18 protein-coding genes are annotated in these 20,692 nt (G+C 63.9%); 7 read left to right on the top strand and 11 right to left on the bottom strand.

The features are described 5' to 3' along the window. Nucleotides 1–8: 8 nt before the first annotated feature. The 4 genes from AC1DYJ_RS28445 to AC1DYJ_RS28430 form a co-directional block, all read right to left on the bottom strand. Nucleotides 9–959 (bottom strand): 2-dehydro-3-deoxygalactonokinase, encoded by a 951-nt coding sequence (locus tag AC1DYJ_RS28445; RefSeq protein ID WP_477287187.1) that lies wholly within the window; start codon nucleotides 957–959, stop codon nucleotides 9–11. Next, a complete protein-coding gene (locus tag AC1DYJ_RS28440; RefSeq protein ID WP_477287185.1) occupies nucleotides 956–1,723 on the bottom strand; it encodes an SDR family NAD(P)-dependent oxidoreductase in 768 nt (255 codons plus the stop codon). The genes AC1DYJ_RS28445 and AC1DYJ_RS28440 overlap by 4 nt, the downstream gene beginning before the upstream one ends. Before the next feature lie 147 nt (nucleotides 1,724–1,870). Then, the gene (locus AC1DYJ_RS28435; RefSeq protein ID WP_477287183.1) at nucleotides 1,871–3,220 is read right to left on the bottom strand and encodes a putative bifunctional diguanylate cyclase/phosphodiesterase; all 1,350 of its coding nucleotides are present in this window, start codon (nucleotides 3,218–3,220) and stop codon (nucleotides 1,871–1,873) included. A gap of 100 nt (nucleotides 3,221–3,320) precedes the next feature. Further along, nucleotides 3,321–5,114 (bottom strand): GtrA family protein, encoded by a 1,794-nt coding sequence (locus AC1DYJ_RS28430; RefSeq protein WP_477287181.1) that lies wholly within the window; start codon nucleotides 5,112–5,114, stop codon nucleotides 3,321–3,323. A 124-nt stretch (nucleotides 5,115–5,238) separates the two neighbouring features. On the opposite strand from AC1DYJ_RS28430, the gene AC1DYJ_RS28425 reads away from it, so the two are divergent. From AC1DYJ_RS28425 to AC1DYJ_RS28410, 4 genes are all read left to right on the top strand, one after another. Continuing rightward, nucleotides 5,239–6,243, top strand: a complete 1,005-nt coding sequence (locus tag AC1DYJ_RS28425) for a glycosyltransferase (RefSeq protein ID WP_477287179.1) — start codon at nucleotides 5,239–5,241, stop codon at nucleotides 6,241–6,243. Nucleotides 6,244–6,247: 4 nt separating this feature from the next. Continuing rightward, complete coding sequence (locus AC1DYJ_RS28420; protein ID WP_477287177.1) at nucleotides 6,248–6,622, top strand: GtrA family protein; 375 nt, start codon at nucleotides 6,248–6,250, stop codon at nucleotides 6,620–6,622. An 82-nt stretch (nucleotides 6,623–6,704) separates the two neighbouring features. Continuing rightward, complete coding sequence (gshB, locus tag AC1DYJ_RS28415) at nucleotides 6,705–7,646, top strand: glutathione synthase (protein ID WP_477287175.1); 942 nt, start codon at nucleotides 6,705–6,707, stop codon at nucleotides 7,644–7,646. 58 nt (nucleotides 7,647–7,704) lie between these two features. Then, entirely contained in the window at nucleotides 7,705–8,262 is a 558-nt protein-coding gene (locus tag AC1DYJ_RS28410; protein WP_477287173.1) for a hypothetical protein, read from the top strand. Between the two features lie 124 nt (nucleotides 8,263–8,386). Here AC1DYJ_RS28410 and AC1DYJ_RS28405 read toward each other — a convergent pair whose 3' ends face one another. Together AC1DYJ_RS28405 and AC1DYJ_RS28400 are read right to left on the bottom strand one after the other, a co-directional pair. Next, nucleotides 8,387–9,727, bottom strand: a complete 1,341-nt coding sequence (locus AC1DYJ_RS28405) for an aspartate aminotransferase family protein (RefSeq protein ID WP_477287171.1) — start codon at nucleotides 9,725–9,727, stop codon at nucleotides 8,387–8,389. Nucleotide 9,728: 1 nt separating this feature from the next. Then, nucleotides 9,729–10,781, bottom strand: coding sequence for a phosphotransferase (locus tag AC1DYJ_RS28400; RefSeq protein ID WP_477287169.1), 1,053 nt, complete (start codon nucleotides 10,779–10,781; stop codon nucleotides 9,729–9,731). A 318-nt stretch (nucleotides 10,782–11,099) separates the two neighbouring features. Between AC1DYJ_RS28400 and AC1DYJ_RS28395 the strand changes: the two genes are divergently transcribed. Next, entirely contained in the window at nucleotides 11,100–12,632 is a 1,533-nt protein-coding gene (locus AC1DYJ_RS28395) for a YifB family Mg chelatase-like AAA ATPase (RefSeq protein WP_477287168.1), read from the top strand. A gap of 55 nt (nucleotides 12,633–12,687) precedes the next feature. Here AC1DYJ_RS28395 and AC1DYJ_RS28390 read toward each other — a convergent pair whose 3' ends face one another. The 4 genes from AC1DYJ_RS28390 to AC1DYJ_RS28375 form a co-directional block, all read right to left on the bottom strand. After that, nucleotides 12,688–13,335, bottom strand: coding sequence for an outer membrane protein (locus AC1DYJ_RS28390; protein ID WP_477287166.1), 648 nt, complete (start codon nucleotides 13,333–13,335; stop codon nucleotides 12,688–12,690). A gap of 188 nt (nucleotides 13,336–13,523) precedes the next feature. Beyond that, on the bottom strand, nucleotides 13,524–15,695 hold the full coding sequence (locus tag AC1DYJ_RS28385) for a malate synthase G (RefSeq protein WP_477287164.1): 2,172 nt from the start codon (nucleotides 15,693–15,695) through the stop codon (nucleotides 13,524–13,526). Between the two features lie 316 nt (nucleotides 15,696–16,011). Then, the gene (locus AC1DYJ_RS28380) at nucleotides 16,012–16,389 is read right to left on the bottom strand and encodes a hypothetical protein (RefSeq protein WP_477287162.1); all 378 of its coding nucleotides are present in this window, start codon (nucleotides 16,387–16,389) and stop codon (nucleotides 16,012–16,014) included. Between the two features lie 233 nt (nucleotides 16,390–16,622). Further along, complete coding sequence (locus tag AC1DYJ_RS28375) at nucleotides 16,623–18,644, bottom strand: hydantoinase/oxoprolinase N-terminal domain-containing protein (RefSeq protein ID WP_477287160.1); 2,022 nt, start codon at nucleotides 18,642–18,644, stop codon at nucleotides 16,623–16,625. 201 nt (nucleotides 18,645–18,845) lie between these two features. On the opposite strand from AC1DYJ_RS28375, the gene AC1DYJ_RS28370 reads away from it, so the two are divergent. Then, nucleotides 18,846–19,823 (top strand): threonine ammonia-lyase, encoded by a 978-nt coding sequence (locus AC1DYJ_RS28370; RefSeq protein WP_477287158.1) that lies wholly within the window; start codon nucleotides 18,846–18,848, stop codon nucleotides 19,821–19,823. Here AC1DYJ_RS28370 and AC1DYJ_RS28365 read toward each other — a convergent pair. Next, a complete protein-coding gene (locus tag AC1DYJ_RS28365) occupies nucleotides 19,807–20,226 on the bottom strand; it encodes a DUF5071 domain-containing protein (protein WP_477287156.1) in 420 nt (139 codons plus the stop codon). The genes AC1DYJ_RS28370 and AC1DYJ_RS28365 overlap by 17 nt on opposite strands. An 84-nt stretch (nucleotides 20,227–20,310) precedes the next feature. Here AC1DYJ_RS28365 and AC1DYJ_RS28360 point away from each other — a divergent pair, with 84 nt between their 5' ends. After that, the gene (locus tag AC1DYJ_RS28360; RefSeq protein WP_477287154.1) at nucleotides 20,311–20,691 is read left to right on the top strand and encodes a nuclear transport factor 2 family protein; all 381 of its coding nucleotides are present in this window, start codon (nucleotides 20,311–20,313) and stop codon (nucleotides 20,689–20,691) included. Nucleotide 20,692 lies beyond the last annotated feature (1 nt).

Below are 20,692 nucleotides of genomic sequence, written 5' to 3'. Positions count from 1 at the left end.
TACTGCGATCATAGTGCGGGAATCATGCCATTTTCCCGCGCCGCCTCGATCAGGCCGGCACGCACCGCCTCGTCGGCGTCGACCACCCGTACTGCAAGCCCGGCCAAGTCGAGCGCCTGCCGGTAAAGCGCCGCAAGCGAACCCGAGGCGACCAGCACGATTGCGGTGGCGCTTTCGCCATAACGGCGGCCCGCCGAAGCGATCTCACCGCCAATCAGCAGACCGGACAGGCAGGCGGCGGCATCGTCGGCCTTGAGGTCCTGCAACAGACCTGCGGCGCGGATCGAAAACAGCCGCGAGGTGACGTCGCCACCCTCGGCCAGCGCCTTGCGGCACCAGTCCTGGAAGAATGGATTGTCCGGGGTCACCGGCTTCGGGCTCTCGCCCAGCGAATGACGCAGGATCGAATGCTGGGCGAGCACCGAGAACAGTTCGCCGGTCGGCCAGGTGCAGAAGCCATCGACCGCGCCATTCTCGACCAGAACCCATTTCGAATGAGTGCCGGGCATGCAGATGAGATGGCGACCGTTAGCCGGCAAACCGGCGCCGGCCAGCTGGGTTTCCTCGCCACGCATCACATCCGGCGCATCGGCCAGCCGCTGCGCCAGGCCAGGCACGATGCGGATGTCACGGCTGACGCCAGGAATGCGGGCGGCGCCCGCGAGGATGGCGCCGATCGGCGCCGATACGGTGACATAGGGCGCCTCCAGCCACCCTTGGCGGGAGCCTGCCATGCCGCAGATGATGACCGGCAACGAAGCCGGCGCGCCGAGCGCCGTCAGATGGCCCTCGAGGATGGTGGCAAAGCCCTTTTGCTGCGCGGTGATCAGGCCGTCATCGCCGCGGCGTTCAGCCAGCACCCCACCCGCCTCGTCGATCAGCCAGACCCGCATACGGGTCGTGCCCCAGTCGACGGCGGCGACGGCCGGCGCTTTGCTTGCCTGGTTTGCCGGGCTCACAGGAACCCCCCGTCGACGATCAGCATTTGTGCCGTCAGCATACGCGAGGCGTCCGAAGCCAGGAACAGCACGGTGCCGACCATGTCGTCGGGCTGCATGACCTGCTTGATGCACTGCTTGGCGACATGGGCGGCAAGCCTCTCCTCCGTGACCCAGAGTTCCCGCTGACGATCGGTGATCACCCAGCCCGGCGCAACAGCGTTGACGCGGATGCCGTCGACGCCAAGCTTGCCGGCGAGGCCCTTGGTCAAGCCCAGTATGCCGGCCTTGGCGGCGGTGTAGGCCGGCATGTCGGGGTGGTTGATGAGATACGAGGTCGAGGTAAAATTGATGATCGAACCGCCGCCGGCCCGCTTCATGCCCGGCGCCACCGCCTGCGCGGTGAAGAAATGCGGGCGCAGATTGATGGCGAGGTTGTTGTCCCAGAACTCGACGGTGACGTCGGCGACATCGTGGCGTTCGTCCCAGGCGGCATTGTTGATCAGCACGGTGACGTCGCCATGCGCCTCCGCCGCCTGGGCAGCAGAGGCGCGTAGCGCCTCGACGTCGCGCAGATCGGTCTTGAGGTAGAGCGGCCGCCGGCCAAGTTCCTTTTCAACGCGGTCGGCGAGCAGCGTGCTTGGGCCATCGGCGACGTCGATGAAGGCGACATGGGCGCCCTGGCGAACAAAACCCTCGGTCAGTGCCGCGCCAATGCCGGAACCGCCGCCGGTGATCAGCACCGAGGCGCCCCTAAGGTCGGCAAAATCCGCCGATGGCATCATATTTTTCTCTCCCGGTCCCGGTCGGCGCGCATCCTAGCCAGCCAAGTCCGGGGGGCAAGGGTGAAAACGGCGATATATTCGGCTTATGTCAGACAAAAGGACGCAAGCCGACGAGCAAAGCCCGCTCGGCGCACGGCAGACCGGAGATCAGATCGCCTTGGCGTAGAGGGCGCCGCGGTAGGAATCGCGGAGATAGCCGAGCGTGGCGTCGGCATCGACCGGCTTGCCGAACAGATAGCCCTGCCCGCCGGCGCAGCCGAACTGGACGAGGCGGTCGGCTTGCGCCTCCTCCTCGATGCCTTCGGCGACAACATCCATGCCGAGCCCCTCGCACATGGCGAGAATGGCGCGGATGATGTGCTCCGACGGACGGTCGTCGAGGATCGAGGAGACGAAGGCGCGGTCGATCTTGAGCTTGTCGAAGTGAAATTCGCGCAAGCGGCCGAGCGAGGACTGGCCGGTGCCGAAATCATCGAGCGAGACGCGGATGCCGACGCGGCGGAGATCCTCGACGATCTTCTCGGCCGAGGCCGGATCGTTCATCAGGCCGGTTTCGGTGATCTCGATCTCGAGCCGGCGCGGATCGAAGCCGGTGCGGTCGAGGATCGACAGTATGTGCAGGCCGGTGTTCTGGTCGACGAGCTGCGAGGGCGACAGGTTGAAGGACAGGAACAGGTCCTTCGGCCAGCTGCGCGCCGCTTCGGTCGCCTTGCGCAGCACCAGCTGCGACAGCGGGCCGATGATGCCGCGCTCCTCGGCAATGGGAATGAACACGGTTGGCGGGACGACGCCGAGGTCGCGATCGGTCCAACGCGCCAGCGTCTCGAAACCAATGGTGCGGCGGGTGTTGAGATCGACGATGGGCTGGAAGTGCGGCTCGACCTCGCCGGCCGAGACGGCGCGGCGCAGCGCCTGTTCGATGCGGGTGACGCGCTTGGCCGCCTCTTCCATCTCTCTGGTATAGACGACGACGCGGCCACGGCCCGAACGCTTGGCGTGGTAGAGCGCGGTTTCAGCCTTGTGGACGAGGATTTCGGTGGTTTCGTCGCCGGAATAGAACAGCGAGCAGCCGACAGAGGCCGAGAGCCTGGCGGTGCGTTCGCCGACATCATAAGGCGCCGACAGGATTTCGATCATCATGCGCGACTTCTCGGCCGCGGCTTCCTCCGAGAACACCATCGGATAGAGGTAGGCGAATTCGTCGGCGCCGATGCGGCAGACGGTGGAATGGCTGTCCATCGAGGCGCGCAGCCGCATCGCCACCTGGATCAATATGTCGTCGCCGGCCTTGTGGCCGAACAGATCGTTGATCGGCTTGAAGCCGTCGAGGTCGAGAATGCCGACGGTGAAGGGCGCGGGATCGTCGGCGCGGTCGCTGATCAGGCGATCGACCTTGTCGAAGAAGCGGCGATGGTTGCCAAGCCCGGTCAGCGTGTCGGTGAACGCCAGATCCGTGTTTTCCCTGCTTGCCTGCCCGGTGCCAAACGTCGTTTGCATCGGTATCCCTGTTTTTGACGTCCGAAATTTAGGCTGAGACTGGCAGCAAAGCGTTTAGGAACCGTATCGCGAAATCGATTTTTCGCTGGCGAATTATGCTTTAGCGGACGCGGTAGAGTTCGACCGGGCTTCCCAGTGTTTCGGCCACCGGTTCGAGCCAATCGGGGAGGCCTCCCTGCATCAGCTCGGCCAGGAAGCCTTGCGGCGCCTTGGCGGCGAGCACTTTGGTTTCGGCGCTGCCGCGGCAGAGCGCCACCAGGCCTACATGGTGCTGCGCCACGATCGCCTTGGCCTGGTCCGCCGACCCCAGGAAGGCATCGAGTGCAAGCAGGTCGCCGGCGATGTTGCGATGGTAGGGGCCGGCAAAGACACGGTGTCCCGAATAGGCCAGGATGGGCGAGCCGAGATTGGAAATGGCGAGCACCGTGGTGTCCGGCAGCGCGGCCAGCGCCGTGAAGGAGGCCTTGCTCGTGCAGGCCGGATCGGCGTCCTTGGCCGCGGCGGCGACCTTGTCTGCCTCGAACGCGCTCGAGGTGGCGGCGGCAGCGCCGGCCCAGACGGCATTGACCGACACCAGCCAGACTGCCGCCATGCGCAGCGACACGCTGCGCGAAGGGCTGATGCTGGCCCGTTCGCGCCAGCTTGCGATCCAGGCCGACAGCGGGATGACGGCCAGGGCGATCGAGAATGTCGAGCCGCGGACCTGCCAGACGCTGACGATGAAAGCGGCAACCATCAACGCGCCAACGAGACTGTCCTGGCGGCGCCATGGTCCGCGCAGGCGAAGCGCCATCAGCAGGATCGCCACCAGCGGCGTGACATAGCGCGCCGCCAGCGAGGCCGGTTCGTTGACGGCGATATGGAACAGCGACTGTGCCTCATCGATGTGGTCGAGCCACAATTCCTTGAGGCGCGGATCGAGGTTTGCGTAGGGCGCCGCAAGGCATTGCGGGAACAGTACGACCACGACGGCGCCCAGCACCAGCGCGAGCAGGCCGAGCGAGATCAGGCGGCGGGTGGCCGTGCCATTGGACGCCTTGAGCGACGTCACCACGGCAAGGCCCAGTCCGGCGACTGCCGCCACCACGAATTGCACCGCCGAGAAGGCATCGCACTGCGCCTGGCCCCAGGCCGATGGCGGGATGGTGGTGACGAAGACGAGTGCCGAGACCCCGGCGAAGCCGAGACCGAAGTCCCTTGCGATCCGATGCTCGCCGCCGGGATCGACGACAAACAGCAAGGCGATGCAGGCGCCGATGGTGGCGACATAGGGCGCGGTTTCCATGCCGACAGCCAGCGTCAGTGCCGCGCACAGGCCAGAAATCAGCGCCGCCCAACGGCGCGTCGGCGCCTCGAGCAGCAGGCTGAGGCTGGCCATGGTCAGCGTCAGCTGGACATTGTGATGATCGAGCGCACCTGGCAGGAAGATGCCGATGAAATGCAGCGCCGCCGCGCCGATGACGATGGCGGGCAGGACGGCGCCGGCGCCGGCAAAGCTGCGCGCCGCGCGGGCGAGGAAGAACACCGCCAGGCAAAACAGCAGCGCCGGCCACAGCACCTGTGCGATCGCCTCGGCCATGGCCATGCTGCCGGTCAGCGCCGAGGCGGCAAGGATGATGGCGGCGAGCGGCGCATCGACCAGCCGCGACCAGTGCATGACGAAGCCGCCTTCCGGCCCCATCCGGTACTGATGCAGGTCGAACCAGCCCTGGCCGGCCAGCATGTCGCGAACCTCGACCAGCCGCAGCAGGCTGTCATTGTCGCCGCCGGCATTGCTCAATTCGCGAAAGCCGGTGGCGGCATTGACGGCCAGCGCCACCAGCATGGCAAGCAGCGCCAGCGTCATATCGGACTTCCAGGAGGAAGCACCCGCCTTGGCTGCGTTCATCATCATGGCCTTTGTCGGAAAGAAGCTCGGCTTAAACCTAGCCTTAACAGCTTCAATAAATAGTAAAGTCGCCTGAGCGAGGCCGCATTTGAGCGCGGCCGGAGGCTCCGCCGGGCATCGGGAGACGGAAATGCCGCACGAAGTCCGCCACGAGCCGGCCATTGCCGTGCTGCTGCCCTGCTACAATGAGGAACTGACCATCGCCGAGGTGGTGCGTGGGTTTCGAGAGACGCTGCCGTCGGCCACGATCTATGTCTATGACAACAATTCGCGCGACCTGACGGCACTGAAGGCCCGCGCGGCCGGCGCCATCGTCATCCGCGAGCCGCGCCAGGGCAAGGGCAATGTCGTGCGGCGCATGTTCGCCGACATCGATGCCGATATCTATCTGATGGCCGATGGCGACGGCACCTATGCGCCGGAAGATGCGCCGCAGCTGATCAACATCCTGCTGACCGAGCGCTGCGACATGGTGGTGGGCACCAGGCGCGGCGTCACCTACGATGCCGGCCGCTCCGGCCATGCCTTCGGCAACCGCATCTTCAACAGCCTCTACAAGCGGCTGTTCGGCACCGACTTCACCGACATCTTCTCCGGCTACCGCGTCTTCTCGCGGCGTTTCGTCAAGAGCTTTCCCGCCGTTTCCGGCGGCTTCGAGATCGAGACCGAAATGTCGGTGCATGCCTCGCAGCTCAAGCTGCCGGTGAGCGAGATCGCGCTCGACTATGGCCGCCGGCCGGAGGGATCGTCGTCGAAGCTGTCGACCTATCGCGACGGCGCCAGGATCCTGTGGATGTTCGCTATGCTGATGAAGGAGACGCAGCCGCTGCGCTTCTTCGGCGCCTTTGCGATTTTCTTCCTGGCGTCGAGCCTGACCCTGATGACGCCGGTTCTGATCGAATTCGCCCAGACCGGCCTGGTGCCTCGTATGCCGACCTGGGTGCTGTCGGTCGGCCTGCTGCTGTTGTCGATGCTTGCGATGGTGACCGGACTGATCCTCGATTCGGTCTCGCGCGGACGCGCCGAGCAGAAGCGCATCTTCTATCTCTCGGTGCCGTCGGGCCGGGTCGAACGGCGCGAGCGTAGCAGTGAAACCGCGAAGGCCGAACCGGGCAAGACGCCCCGGGCCGCATGAGGCCGTGAGCCGGATCGCCCGTTTTGTCCTGGCCGGTGGCGTTGGCTTCGTCGCCGATGCCGCCGCGCTCTGGCTGCTTTTGGCGGTGACGCCGCTCGGGCCTTTCGTCGCCCGCGTGCTGTCGATCGGCTTTGCGCTCTGCGTCACCTGGCAGATCAACCGTCACCTGACCTTCTCGCCGTCGAGCCGAGGCGTGGCGCAGGAAGGTGCACGCTATGGCGGCGTCGGCATCGCCACCAGCATCGTCAACTATCTCGCCTACTGCGCCATCCTGTTCGCGCTGCCGGCAATGCCGCCGCTGGCGGCACTTGCGATTGCCTCGCTGGTGGCCATGGCGCTGTCCTTCCTCGGTTACTCCCGGCTCGTCTTCGACCGCTGAGGGCCTGGGCCAACCAAGCACGATTGGCAGAAGGCGCCGAGTTCCTTATATCGGCTGTCGTCGACCGCGCCGGAGACTGAAAATGCCGCTGAAAATCGCCGTCCAGATGGACCATGTCTCCACCGTCTCGATCGCCGGCGACACGTCGTTTGCGCTGTCTCTGGAGGCGCAGCGGCGCGGCCATCAATTGTTCCACTACACGCCCGACCGGCTGTCGATGCTGGGCGGCAAGGTGTTTGCCCGCATCGAGGAGATGAAGCTCCGGGACGAGAAGGGCAATCATTTTTCGCTGGGAGAGAAGGTGCGCACCGATCTCTCGGAGATGGACGTGATCCTGCTGCGCCAGGATCCGCCCTTCGACATGAAGTACATCACCACCACGCACATCCTAGAGCGCATTCACCCGAAGACGCTGGTCGTCAACGACCCGGCCTGGGTGCGCAACAGCCCGGAAAAGATCTTCGTCACCGAATTCCCGGACCTGATGCCGGAGACGTTGATCACCAAGGATCCGACGGAGGTTGCTGCTTTCCGAAAAGAGTTCGGCGACATCATCGTCAAGCCGCTCTACGGTAATGGCGGCGCCGGCATCTTCCATCTCAAGGAGGACGACCGCAACCTCGCCTCGCTGCTCGAAATGTTCGCCCAGCTGTCGCGTGAGCCTTACATCGTGCAGCGCTATCTGAAGGACGTGCGCAAGGGCGACAAACGCATCATCCTGATCGACGGCGAGGCGGTCGGGGCCATCAACCGCGTGCCGGCCGACCACGATTCGCGCTCCAACATGCATGTCGGCGGCCGCGCCGAAAAGACCGAGCTGACGGAACGCGAACGCGAGATCTGCGCCCGCATCGGGCCATCGCTGAAGGAACGCGGCTTCATCCTCGTCGGCATCGACGTGATCGGCGACTACATGACCGAGATCAACGTGACCTCGCCAACCGGCGTGCGCGAAGTGGCGCGGTTCGGCGGCGCCGATATCGCTGGCCTGTTCTGGGATGCGGTGGAAGCAAAGCGGAAATAAGCATCGCCCTACGACGATTTGGCGTGTTGATGGGCGCAAGCGGTTGGTAGGCTACCAGATGAGAGCAGCTCTTCTTGTCATCGTCCTTGCCATCTTGCAGTGCGAGACTGCCAGTGCATGCGTAATCCAACGTTCGTTGAGCGCCGATCAACGGGGCCGGGCTGACAGTGTTTTCTTCGGACGTGTCGTCCGCATTCAGTATGCGACAGAGCACGGCGGGATCTCTGATCGATCCGCTACAATTACCTTTGATATCCAACGAACGGTTCGCGGAAGGCCGGTAGAGGGTACCATCGAGGTCTATGGCTTCTCCAACACAGGCATTTACCAGATTTCTATAGAAGACTTCGTCGCTCGTTATGGACGCGACGTCTATGTCGGAATTGTTTTCCCCGAGACGATCAAGGCTCATACCAGGTGCCGCGACGAGGAATGGACAACCGGGTCTGGAGCCAAGTTCACAACGCCCTATTGCAGGGTTGACCTGCCGATCGTCCCCTTCGGTTATAAGCCTGCAGACGCACCCCGCATGGACCGACCACGGGTTATTGAGCAGATTTGTAGCGGCCAGTTCATCAGCAAATCGATTCCCAGCGATCTCCCAGCAGCCCAGTAACAGTTGGGCCGTCAAGAGCCTGCGCCGAACGGTCTGACCCTAGTTTCAGCAGCCGCCGCCTCCCTGCTTGCCTTCCGCAGGCCTTACGGATTCATACCGCTTCGTTATTGAAGACCGCGCGTGATCAAAGCGGTCCGGCGGTCTCGGATCGGCTGAGAATGGCCTCGAATGCCGCCACAAAAATATCGACATGCTCCGGCTGGAATATCAGCGGCGGGCGGATCTTCAACACATTGTGGCCGGCGCCGCATGAGCTGATCAGGACGCCGCGCTTGCGCATGCCGTTTACCAGTCGCGTCGTCTCCGTTTTGTCGGGCGCGCGATCGGCAGCGACGATTTCGACGCCGATCATCAGGCCGGCGCCGCGCACGTCGCCGATTTGAGGATAGCGGGCGCTGAGTGCCGCCAGCCGCAACCGAAGCGCATCACCCATCTGGCGGGCATTATCCATCAGCCTTTCGGATTGGATCGTCTCCAGAACCGCCATGGCGGCCGCGCAGGCGACGGCGTTGCCGCCGAAAGTGTTGAAGTAACGTGCGTTAAGGCCGAACTCGCGAATGATTTGGGATTGCGCGGCAATGCCGGCAACCGGGAAGCCATTGCCCATCGGCTTGCCCATGGTGACCAGATCGGGGAGCACATTGTGGCGCTCGAAGCCCCACATGTGCGTGCCGGTGCGGCCAAAGCCCGACTGGACCTCATCGGCGATGTAGAGACCGCCGGCCGCGCGTATCTTGTGCGCCGCCGCGGCGAGGAAATTGCGCGGCTCGGCGAATATGCCGTCGCTGGTGAATATGGAATCGACGATGAGCGCCGCCGGCTTGATGCCGCGCGCGGCCATCGCATCCAGCGCCACATCGACGCCGTTCAGGACGATGGCGGCGGCTTCCGCGCCAAGGCGATAATTGTCGGACGCCGGAACCTTGAAGACATGCGCGCCGAGCGGCACGTTCGGACCCAGTGACGGCGAGAACTGCGACACTGCGTCGGTTATCCCGTGATAGGCCGTCTCGGTGACGATCACCCCGGTGCCGCCGGTCTGGTATTTCGCGATCCTGTAGGCCAGGTCGTTGGCTTCGCTGCCGGAGCAGGTGAACATGACATTGTCGATGGCCGGCGGAAACGTCGCCAAGAGCCGCTCGGAATAGTCGAGGATCTCATCCTGGAGGTAGCGCGTGTGGGTGGCGAGAACCGAGGCTTGCCGGGCTATCGCCTGCGCCACGGCAGGATGGGAATGGCCGAGCGAAGATACGTTGTTATAGGCATCGAGATATTTCTCGCCTTCGGGCGAAAACAGCCAGGCGCCCTCGCCGCGCGAAACATGGATCGGCTCCTGGTACATCAGCCGATAGGCGGTGCCGAGGACGCGTTCACGCCTTTCGACCAGCGCCTGCATGGTCTGCGGGAGCGGCGAGCTTCCGGGAATGAAGGCGTTGGCCATGCTGGTATCGCGCGCGCTGCTCATGTCATGCCTTTCCACAGACGCCGTTGATCCAGGCGCGTTTCTCATCCCTCGACTGGCCGAGCAGCGCCGACAACCCCGCCTGGGCGTTGGGCCTGTTGCGCAGGATATAGTCCTTGTTGTCGGGATGCGAACTCGCCCGCCACGACGCGACCAGCACGGTCGTGGCCATGCGCGAGGCGACGAGAAAGGGCACCAGCGCGATCTCGGCATCGGTGAGCTTCAGCCGCCGGTGATAGCTCGCAATGAACTCCTCCAGCGGAAGCAGCGAGCCTCTGGCGTCGGAGAAATGGTAACTGGCCGCGACCGCGACGTCATTGACGAGCGGCGCGTGGATGATGTCGCCGAAATCGATGAGGCCGGCCACCGCCTCATTGTTGGTCTGGTCCATCAGCACATTGTAGAAATTGAGGTCGTTGTAGATGATTTGCGCTCGCAGGCCGGGAATTTCCGGCGCAACGACATCGGCGAAGTCGCGGATGGCGCGCTCGGCCAAGCCGCGCAGGGCCTCATCCTCGACTGTGCCGAGCAGCGGCTCCAGCCTTGGCAGATCCATGCTGTTCCACGGCAGGCTGTGGCTCTGCGCGGGATGGGAGAAGTTCTGAAGCCCGATATCGAGCTCGGCGAGCAGGGTTCCCAGATTTTGCCGCACGCCGCGCGTTCTGGGTAGCGCATGGAGCGGCGCGCCCGAGAGGTAGCTCAGCAGCCGAACCACGCTGGTGCGGCCTTCCCGCAGCGCGATCGGTGGCTCGACGCTGCCGTCCAGCGCCGGCACGATGCGTGGAACGCGAAGGCTTGGCCGCGTTGCCTCGAGATGAAGCAGCGCGCTCGTCTGGAGATTGGTGACGGCAGGCTCTTCCGCGGGATTTGATATCTTCAAGACATATTTCGCACCGTCCGGCGTGGTCAGCAGGAAATTCATGTCGCGCTCGGCAGTCAGCACCTGGGCTTGCGCGCTGACGCCGAAGACATCAAGACCGATCTGCTCGGCCTCGTCGGCAAGCGTCGCTGGCGCTTTCGAGGAAAGCGGGCCCTCAAGGTCGGGGATGGAAATCATTCTTGGATCGAACCTGGAGATTGGAAAGCGCCGAGACGCGCGGTGGCGAGAGGTATATCCATTTCCGATTCCCTGGTCGCTATGCCTCCAGGCGAATATCGTTTGGCAGCATCATCGCCGCTGTTTCCACGAGCGATGCCGAGCGCCGCGGCGGGTGAACACTGCGATATCTCCGCGCGAAGCGATACCGCGTGCCGCCAACACATGTTCCTGTAATGTTCTTGCCTTGGCCTGAAATCTATGGTTGTCTTGTCCTGACATCGCTCGCGGCCTGAACCACAAGGACCTGAGCGAACCGGTATCCGGGGGCAGAGCAAAATGGTGGCGCGGGTTCGCACGGTTGCTTTCCAGGGCATCGAGGCCGTGCCGGTCGATGTCCAGGTGATGATCGCGCCGGGCAAGGTCGGCATGCAGATCGTCGGCCTGGCCGACAAGGCGGTGGCCGAAAGCCGCGAGCGGGTGCAGGCGGCGCTCCATGCCTCGGGCCTGTCGATGCCGTCGAAGAAGGTGACGGTCAATCTCGCTCCGGCCGATTTGCCCAAGGAAGGCAGCCACTACGACCTGCCGATCGCGCTCGGCCTGATGGCGGCGCTGGGCGCCATCCCGGGCGACATGCTGGCCTCCTATGTCGTGCTCGGCGAATTGTCGCTCGACGGCACCATTGCCGCGGTCGCCGGAGCGCTGCCGGCGGCGATCGGCGCCAATGCCGAGGGCAAGGGCCTGATCTGCCCGTTCGGCTGCGGGCCGGAAGCGGCCTGGGCGGGCAAGGATTTCGACATTCTTGCGCCGCGCAGCCTGATTGCCATCGCCAATCATTTTCGCGGCACGCAGGTGTTGTCGCGGCCGGAGCCAGGCATCCATGTCTCGGCGCGCGATCTGCCCGACCTCTCAGACATCAAGGGCCAGGAGAGCGCAAAGCGGGCGTTGGAAGTGGCCGCGGCCGGCGGCCACAATTTGCTGATGGTCGGGCCTCCAGGCTCGGGAAAGTCGATGCTGGCGCAAAGGCTGCCGTCGATCCTGCCGCCGCTGGCGCCCAAGGAACTCTTGGAAGTCTCGATGATAGCCTCGGTGGCGGGCGAGCTCGGCGAAGGCAAGCTAACCGACCGGCGGCCGTTCCGCGCCCCGCACCATTCGGCCTCGATGGCGGCGATGGTCGGCGGCGGCTTGCGGGTGCGGCCGGGCGAGGTCTCGCTCGCTCATCACGGCGTACTGTTCCTCGACGAGTTCCCCGAATTCTCGCCGCAGACGTTGGATGCGCTGCGCCAGCCGCTGGAGACCGGCGACTGCATGATTGCGCGCGCCAACCACCGCGTCACCTATCCGGCGCGCATCCAGCTGGTGGCGGCGATGAACCCGTGCCGCTGCGGCATGGCCGGCGAACCCGGCTATCGCTGCCTGCGCGGCGAGCGCTGTCGCACCGACTACCAGGCGCGCATCTCCGGCCCGCTGCTCGACCGCATCGACCTCAGGATCGAAGTGCCGGCGGTCTCGGCCGCCGATCTGATCCGCCCGGACCGGGCGGAGAAAAGTGCTGCTGTCGCCCAGCGCGTGGCGCGTGCCCGGACCATCCAGCGCGAACGCTTCGAGCGGCTCGGCGTCACCAGCGCGACGACCAATGCGCATTGCTCGCCCTCGATCATCGAAGACATCGCCGTGCCGGATGCAGCCGGCCTCTCGCTGCTGAAAGACGCCAGCGAAAAGCTAGGCTTTTCCGCCCGCGCCTATCACCGCGTGCTGAAAGTGGCACGCACGCTGGCCGACCTCGACGCCAGCGAAACCGTCGGCCGCATCCATCTGGCCGAAGCAATTTCCTATCGCATGATGTCCGAGCGGGTAGCGCAGGCGGCGTAACGGCGCTCAGCCTGGCTTTATCGCGCGGGCTGATGGTGCCTGGCTTTGCCGAAAGTCAGAACTTGTAGGCGAAGGCTGCGCGAACGACGCTGAAATCCGTCTTCACGTTGTACGGATCGATGGGATCGAACCCGAAATCCTTCTTGCCAAGGTCGACGTATAGATATTCCGCGCGAACGGTCCAATTGTTGTTGAAAGCATATTCCGCACCGCCGCCGACCGCATATCCGGTCTGGAACTTGGTTTCGGTTTCGCTGAAGACATGCTCATCGATCTTCACATTGCCCATCGCAACGCCGGCTGTGACATAAGGAAGGAACCGATCAAAAGCGTAGCCGACGCGGCCGCGGATCGTTCCAAACGCATCCAGGCTCGCTTGCGCGCCAAGGCCACCGCCGCCAAAGCCGGGTGCGAACTCTTCCTTGAACCCCAGGTAATTGATATCACCTTCGACACCAAGAACCCACTGACCGTATTGGTAGTTGGCGCCAACCAGAACGCCGCCGGTGAAGTCGCTGATATCGGCCGATCCGGTAATGCCTATGAAATTGCCGTCGATATTGCCAAAGGCGCCACCCGCATTCGCGCCGATGTAAAAGCCGGTCCAAGAATATGTGGAGGCTACCGGCTCAACGACATCCGCTGCACTGGCCCCGGTCACAGTCATGCCGGCAACCAGCAAGATCCCTGAAAAAAGTCGCATGAATGTCCCCCGACTCGACCGTCAACTGGTCAATGTCTTGGCAAATACACCCAAATCCTTGCGAAACCTGTATCAAAACGGTCACGCTGCCGGCTAAATTAGTGATTGCAGGCACTAGGGGCAGCGTCTGCACGCGCGTGCGGTCGCGGAGTTGCATACGCCTCAGCCGACGCCTTTCCGCCGCCGGATCAGGCCCGCTCTTTCGCCTTCAGCTCCAGCCGCCGTGCATGCAGCACCGGCTCGGTATAGCCATTCGGCTGTTCGCGGCCTTTGAACACCAGGTCGCAGGCGGCCTGGAAGGCGATGGAATTGTCGAAATCGGCGGCCATCGGCCGGTAGAGCTGGTCGCCGACATTCTGCAGGTCGACGATTGCCGCCATGCGGCGCAGCGAATCCATCACCTGAATCTGCGAACAGACCTTGTGGTGCAGCCAGTTGGCGATGTGCTGCGAGGAGATGCGCAGCGTGGCGCGATCTTCCATCAGGCCGACATCGTTGATGTCGGGCACTTTCGAGCAGCCGACGCCCTGGTCGATCCAGCGCACGACATAACCCAGAATGCCTTGCGCATTGTTGTCGAGCTCGCGCTGGATCTCGTCCGGCGTCCAGTTCGGCCGCACCGCCACCGGCACCGACAGTATATCATCGAGCTTGGCCTTCGGCCGGCTCTTCAGCGCCGCCTGGACGGCATGAACATCGACCTTGTGATAGTGGGTGGCGTGCAGCGTCGCGGCCGTCGGCGACGGCACCCAGGCGGTGTTGGCGCCGGCCTTGGGATGGGCGATCTTCTGGTCCAGCATCGCAGCCATCAGGTCCGGCATCGCCCACATGCCCTTGCCGATCTGGGCGTGGCCCGCCAGCCCGCATTCCAAGCCCGTATCGACATTCCACGCCTCGTAGGCGGAAATCCAGGCCGCCTGCTTCATGTCGCCCTTGCGGATCATCGGGCCGGCTTCCATCGAGGTGTGGATTTCGTCGCCGGTACGGTCGAGGAAGCCGGTGTTGATGAACACGACGCGCTCCTTCGCCGCGCGGATGGCCTCCTTGAGATTGACGGTGGTGCGCCGCTCCTCGTCCATGATGCCCATCTTGATGGTGTTTCTGGCCATGCCGAGCAGCGCCTCGACGCGGTCGAAAATTTCCACCGCGAAGGCGACCTCTTCGGGGCCATGCATCTTGGGCTTGACCACATACATCGAGCCGGCGCGGGAATTCATCCGCCGTCCGTTGGCACCGACATCGTGCAGGGCGATCAGCGCCGTCAGCGCCGCGTCCATGATGCCTTCCGGCACCTCGTTGCCGTCACGGTCGAGAATTGCCGGATTGGTCATGAGATGACCGACATTGCGCACCAGCATCAACGAGCGGCCGGGCAGGGCGAGCGCGCCGCCATTGGGCGCCGTCCAGGCGCGGTCCGGGTTAAGTTTGCGGACAAAGCTCTTGCCGCCCTTGCTGATTTCCTCGGCGAGGTCGCCTTTCATCAGGCCGAGCCAGTTGCGGTAGACGACAACCTTGTCCTCGGCATCCACGGCCGCAACCGAATCCTCGCAGTCCTGGATGGTGGTCAGCGCCGATTCCAGCACGATGTCGGCAATGCCGGCCGGATCGGTGCGGCCGATCTGGTTGGCGCGGTCGATCAGGATTTCGATGTGCAGGCCGTTCTGGGTCAGCAGGATGGCTTCCGGGTTGGCGGCATCGCCTCGATAGCCGGCAAACTGTTTCGGGTTGGCCAGCGTGGTGCCGCCGGCGCCGGCGCTGAGCCGCAAGATGGAGCCCTGGACCGTGAGCCCGTTGACGCCAGCCCATTTGCCCGACGTCAGCTGCACCGAGTCATCGAGGAAGCTCTTCGCCCATGCAACCACCTTGGCGCCGCGCACGGGGTTGAAGCTTTTGCCCTTTTCGGCCCCGCCGGTCTCGGCAATGGCATCGGTGCCGTAGAGCGCATCGTAGAGCGAACCCCAGCGCGCATTGGCGGCGTTGAGCGCATAGCGCGCATTCATCACCGGCACGACCAGCTGCGGCCCGGCGACGATTGCGATTTCAGGGTCGACATTGTCGGTCGAGACGGAGAAGGACGGGCCTTCCGGCACGAGATAGCCGATTTCCTTCAGGAAATTTTTGTAGGCCTCCATATCGATGGGCGCGCCATTGGCGCGGTACCAAGCGTCGATCTTCTCCTGCATTGCATCGCGTTTGGCCAGCAGCGCCCGGTTTTTAGGAGCGAGATCATGCACGATGGCCGACAAGCCGGTCCAGAAAGCGTCGGCCGCAATGCCGGTGCCCGGCAGCGCTTCGTTGACTACGAAGTCGTGCAACTCGCGGGCAATCCGCAATCCGGCGATCTCGACGCGATCGGTCATCAGGGCTTCTCCAGATGAAAGGCTTTGCGGCCTTTGGCATGTCAGGGGTGAAGGGTCAATTCAGCTTAGGGTGAAGGCGGGGATTTTGGCTGATGGCGAAGGCGGCGGCGGCAGCGTCCTTCTCCCCGTTCTACGGGGAGGTGAGGAATAGTCCGCGTAGCGGACGAAAAGCCAATTGCCTGGCTTTTCGAGTGACGAACGGCGGCAGCCAGATGGGCGCGGCTTTATGTGAGGTTGCTGCTTCACAGTCATCAGCCGGAGCGATGAGGGGCAAGATCGCCACCCCAGCCCCGGAAGAAGCTATATCCCGGCTGCCCTACCGATAGAGGTTTGGGTGCCTGGCCTTCTCGGCTTTACAATTTCCCGCCCTCTGAACCGCCATCGCGAAAGCTCTCTCATAGGCGTGGATGGCCCTCTGGAACTTGGGCCGATCGGGCATCATATGCTTATCCATCCCGTCGTACAAAAGGACTGGAACAGTTATGATCGCTTTTCCATCCTCGTTCGGTCTTAACCGACATCTTTCAAATACGCCGTTCAGATCACCCGCCATGATGGCGACCTTCTTCAAATAAGCGTCGTCTTTGCCTGCCAACCAATTGATGTTGTTCTGCTCTCCTTGTCCGGCTGAGGCGGTCGATATTGCGAAGCATAGTCCTGCGGTGAAAGCAGAAAACGCAAGGCTCAACTTCATTGTTCTCTCCCAATTTGAAGCCAAGAAAGCACATTTCTGCATAGCGGAACAGGCTGGCCGGTCCCTCTCTCGATTTGAGCCGCGCAGCAAGAACACCGTCCTTGTTACCTCAAGAGAGTTAGACCTATGTCCACGCACTTTGCGACTATCATAAATGATGAAGCCGGCGTCGAAATCGTCAGTACCATCGGCCAGCTTGAAGGCGGTCCGCGCGATGTTCGCTTCGGAGGCGCTTAAACCGCAATCCTCGGCCTTCCCGACGCCACCGCCACCACATGCGCCTCGATGAACATGCGCTGGCTCTCGACGGTCGAGACCTTGAACTCCGTCGCGACCTCGATCTCGGCATTGTCCGTGCCAGCATCCTTTGCCCGCTCCGCCACAATCGCCCGCACATCCGCTTCCGCCGCAGCGATCGCCTTCGCCTCGTCGGTGAAATCACGCACCGTCTGCCCCGACGCGAGGCGAAACAGGCCTTCCTTGGGCTGGCTGACGCGGGCTTCGGCCGAGACGCGGACCTGGCCGACGACGGCGCCGAGCGCGTTGGCGACATCGGTGTCTTCCGGCACCACGCACTCATTGCCGACCAGTTCGGCCAGGCCGGCATAGTGCAGCGGGGCCGAGGCGCCGAGGCCGATGACGGGGCGGTCGAGCGCGACGCTGAGGCGTGCGATGCCGGGGTGGGCATCGACGGCGCGCTGCACCAGCGCATGCGCGACGGTGGCGGCGCCATCCAGCCCGTCCTCGGCAAAGGCGGTCTCCAGGATATACTCGGCCGACCAGCGCGTCAGCGTCAGCAGCACGCGTTCGGAGATCACTTCCGGCGAGGCGGCAATGTTCTGGCCGCGGCCATCGCGCTTGCGGGCAAACAGCTCGGCGCCGAGCCGGGCAGTCGCCGCATCCCAATTGGCCTGCTTGCCCAGCACATGGGCAGCATCCGACGGGGTGAAGCCGGAGATGTGCACGAGGCCGCGCGAGACCAGCCGGTTCAACGTGGCGTTCTGGGCGTTCGACGCCAGCAGCCTGTCGATGGCGAGCGGCACAGCACCGATCTGCTCATAGAGTTTGGCTTCAGGCGCGGTCAGGCCAGCGGCGAGCCGGTCCGGCACGCCGGTGCGCAGCGCAAAGCGGCCATCCATGCGGCCGGGGTTTGGCGCGCGCAGTTGACGTTCAAGCTCCGACGTCACGGCAACACCATGCATCATGCCGGCCAGCGCCAGCGGCACCAGACGGCGTGGGCCGAGCAGGATCTTTGGGTTGAGCGCGCCATCTTCCAACGCCACTTCGGAATCGCCGCCGAGGCCGAAGGTGCGCATCGCCACCGCCTCGACCATGGTGCGGAAGCCGCCGACAGTGGCGCCTTCGGGATCGAGCCGGGGCCGGCCGCCATCGAGCACGGCAACGTCGGTGGTGGTGCCGCCAATGTCCGACACCATGGCGTTGTCCAGGCCGGTCATATGGCGGGCGCCGACCAGGCTGGCGGCCGGGCCGGACAAAATGGTCTCGATCGGACGCTGGCGGGCGAACGCGGCCGAGACCAGCGCACCGTCGCCACGCACCACCATCAGGGGTGCGGCGATGTTGCGAGCTTCCAGAAACCCTTCGGTCGCCGCCACCAGCCGGTCGATCATCGAGATCAGCCGGGCGTTGAGCAACGTGGTGAGCGCGCGTCGCGGGCCACCGAGTTTTGCCGACAATTCATGGCTGGCGGTGACCGGCAGGCCGGTCTTTTCACGGATGAGGTCGCGGGCGGCGAGCTCATGCGCCGGGTTGCGGGTAGCGAAATAGGCGCAGACGGCAAAGCCCGACACCGAGGCGCCGAGCTCGGGGAGTGCCGCTTCCAATCCCGACAGATCGAGCTTGGCCGCATTGCCGTGGACATCGTGGCCGCCGGAGCAAAACACCACCGGATCGGTGCCGAGCGCCGTCTTCAGCCCGTCGCGGGCAAGATCGCCCTCGGTAAAGCCGATCATGATCAGCGCCACACGCCCGCCCTGGCCTTCGACCAGCGCATTGGTGGCAAGCGTCGTCGACATCGACACGAGTTTGATCGCCGTCGGGTCGGTGGCGGATTTTTCCAGCACCGCATCGACCGCGCCGGAAATGCCGACGGCAAGATCGTGGCGCGTGGTCAGCGCCTTGGCCTTGGCCAGCACCTTGCCTTTTGGCCCACCTTGTTCCGACCACAGCACGGCATCGGTATAGGTGCCGCCGGTGTCGATGCCGAGGAACAGGGGGGTTGATTTGGCGGTCATTTCTGGTGGTCCGGAATTCTGCTTCCCCCGCCCTTAACCGATACGGCCCTGCGGATAAAGGCGGGAGCGGTGGGCCAGTTTGACCCTCCTCCTCGCGAACCATGCCCGGCAAACTTTGTAACGGTCACATTTTTTCATTGGTGCGCCGCCTGCCTTTGCGTGCACCATACGCCTAATCTCCATCCCTCGCAGGACTTCGCCATGACCATGCTTCCCGGCATTGCCGACATCCACGCCGCCGCCGCGCGGCTCTCCGGCCTGATCGTCGAAACGCCGTTGATCGAATCGGAGGAACTCAACAAGCGCTTCGGCGGCCGTATCCTGTTCAAGCCGGAGACACTGCAGCGCACCGGCTCGTTCAAGTTCCGCGGCGCCTACAACAAATTGTCGACGCTGAGCGAGGAAGAGCGCGGCCGCGGCGTCGTCGCCTTTTCCTCCGGAAACCATGCGCAAGGCGTTGCCGCGTCGGCCGCCATGTTCGGCGTCAAGGCGGTTATCGCCATGCCGGCGGATGCGCCGGCGATGAAGATCGCCAATGTCCGCAAGATGGGCGCCGAAGTGGTGCCGTTCGATCGTTTTCGCGACGACCGCATGACCGTGGTGCGCCCCTATATGGACAGAGGCATGGTGCTGGTGCCGCCCTTCGACGATCCGGCCATCATCGCCGGACAGGGCACGATCGGCCTTGAACTGATGCGCCAGGCCAAGGCGCTCGGCGTCAGCCTCGACGCGGTCGCCATCCCTTGCGGCGGTGGCGGCCTGTCGAGCGGCATTTCGATCGCCGTCAAGGATGCTTCGCCGGGCACTGCCGTGTGGGCTGTGGAGCCCGAGCATTTCGACGACACCCGCCGCTCGCTGATCGAGGGAAAAAGGGTTTCGAACGAACCGGGCTTCAGCTCGATCTGCGATGCCATCCTCACCGCCGAGCCCGGCGCCATCACTTTCGAGATCAACCGCAAGAACCTCGCCGGCGCCATCGCAGTCTCCGACAAGGCAGCCGCGCAGGCGATGCGCGACGCCATGGCCCATCTCAAGCTGGTGGTCGAGCCCGGTGGCTGCGTGGCGCTGGCCGCGCTCTCGTCAGGCGAGATCGAGCTGTCGGGCAAAACCGTCGCCGTGGTGCTGTCGGGCGGCAATGTCGATTTCAGCACCTATGCCGAGATCATGGCCGCGGCTTAGGCTGGCGGCTCATGCGCTCGAAACGAAGCAAAGCCTCACGCGCTTCGATATCAACCTCTTCTCGTTTGTCGTCTTCGCTTGGGTGATCCGCCAGTCGCCGCAGGTCGTCTTCCAAGCCGCGGAAAATGTCGATCGGCGGTTCTCTTGCGAACAGATTGATGCAGTGCCACTTTTGAGTCCCATCCGTTCCTCGAAGAACCCGCAAAATCGGATCAATCAGCGGTGTGCCCAAGGTGAGAAGGAAATCGGCGAGTGGTCTGGCTACAGGCCAATTGCTGTCGGCAGTCCAATCCATCAGTTCGTCCAGTATCGGCGCAATCGCAGGATACCCCGCTTCGGCAATCCGACGGATAGCGTCGCAATCATGCTTGTTGCGCGGCAATAGCCCCTGTGCATCAATCATCTGAGATCTCGCGGCCGCCGACCTTCCGTGTTTGAGACGGCGACATCTGGAAGGCCTGTCCCGCCGAGGGTCAAGGAGATTTTTATGGACGACCAGAAGATAAGAGCAGCTCTGGATCGCCATTGGGCCGCTTCCGATGCCGATGATTTCGAGACCGAGCATCAGATCTACCGTGACGACGCGGTGCTCGACTATCCGCAATCGGGCGAACGCATTGTCGGGCGGCACAACATCCAGTCGTCGCGCGCCGCGCAGCCGAACCGGAAGCGCTTTACGGTGCGGCGGATCACTGGCTCAGGCGACCTCTGGATCACCGAATATGTCCTGACCTATGACGGGATTCCATCCTATACGGTGAGCATCATGGAGTTCCTCGATGGCAAGGTGGCCCGCGAGACCCAGTATTTTGGCGATCCGTTCGAGCCGGGCCCTTCGCGCGCGCAATGGGTCGAGCGGATACCTTGAA

This window comes from Mesorhizobium sp. P2_B11 (genome assembly GCF_056404855.1).
The sequence above is the reverse complement of the archived record's forward strand: the minus strand, read 5'-3'. Positions and strand labels throughout refer to the sequence as shown.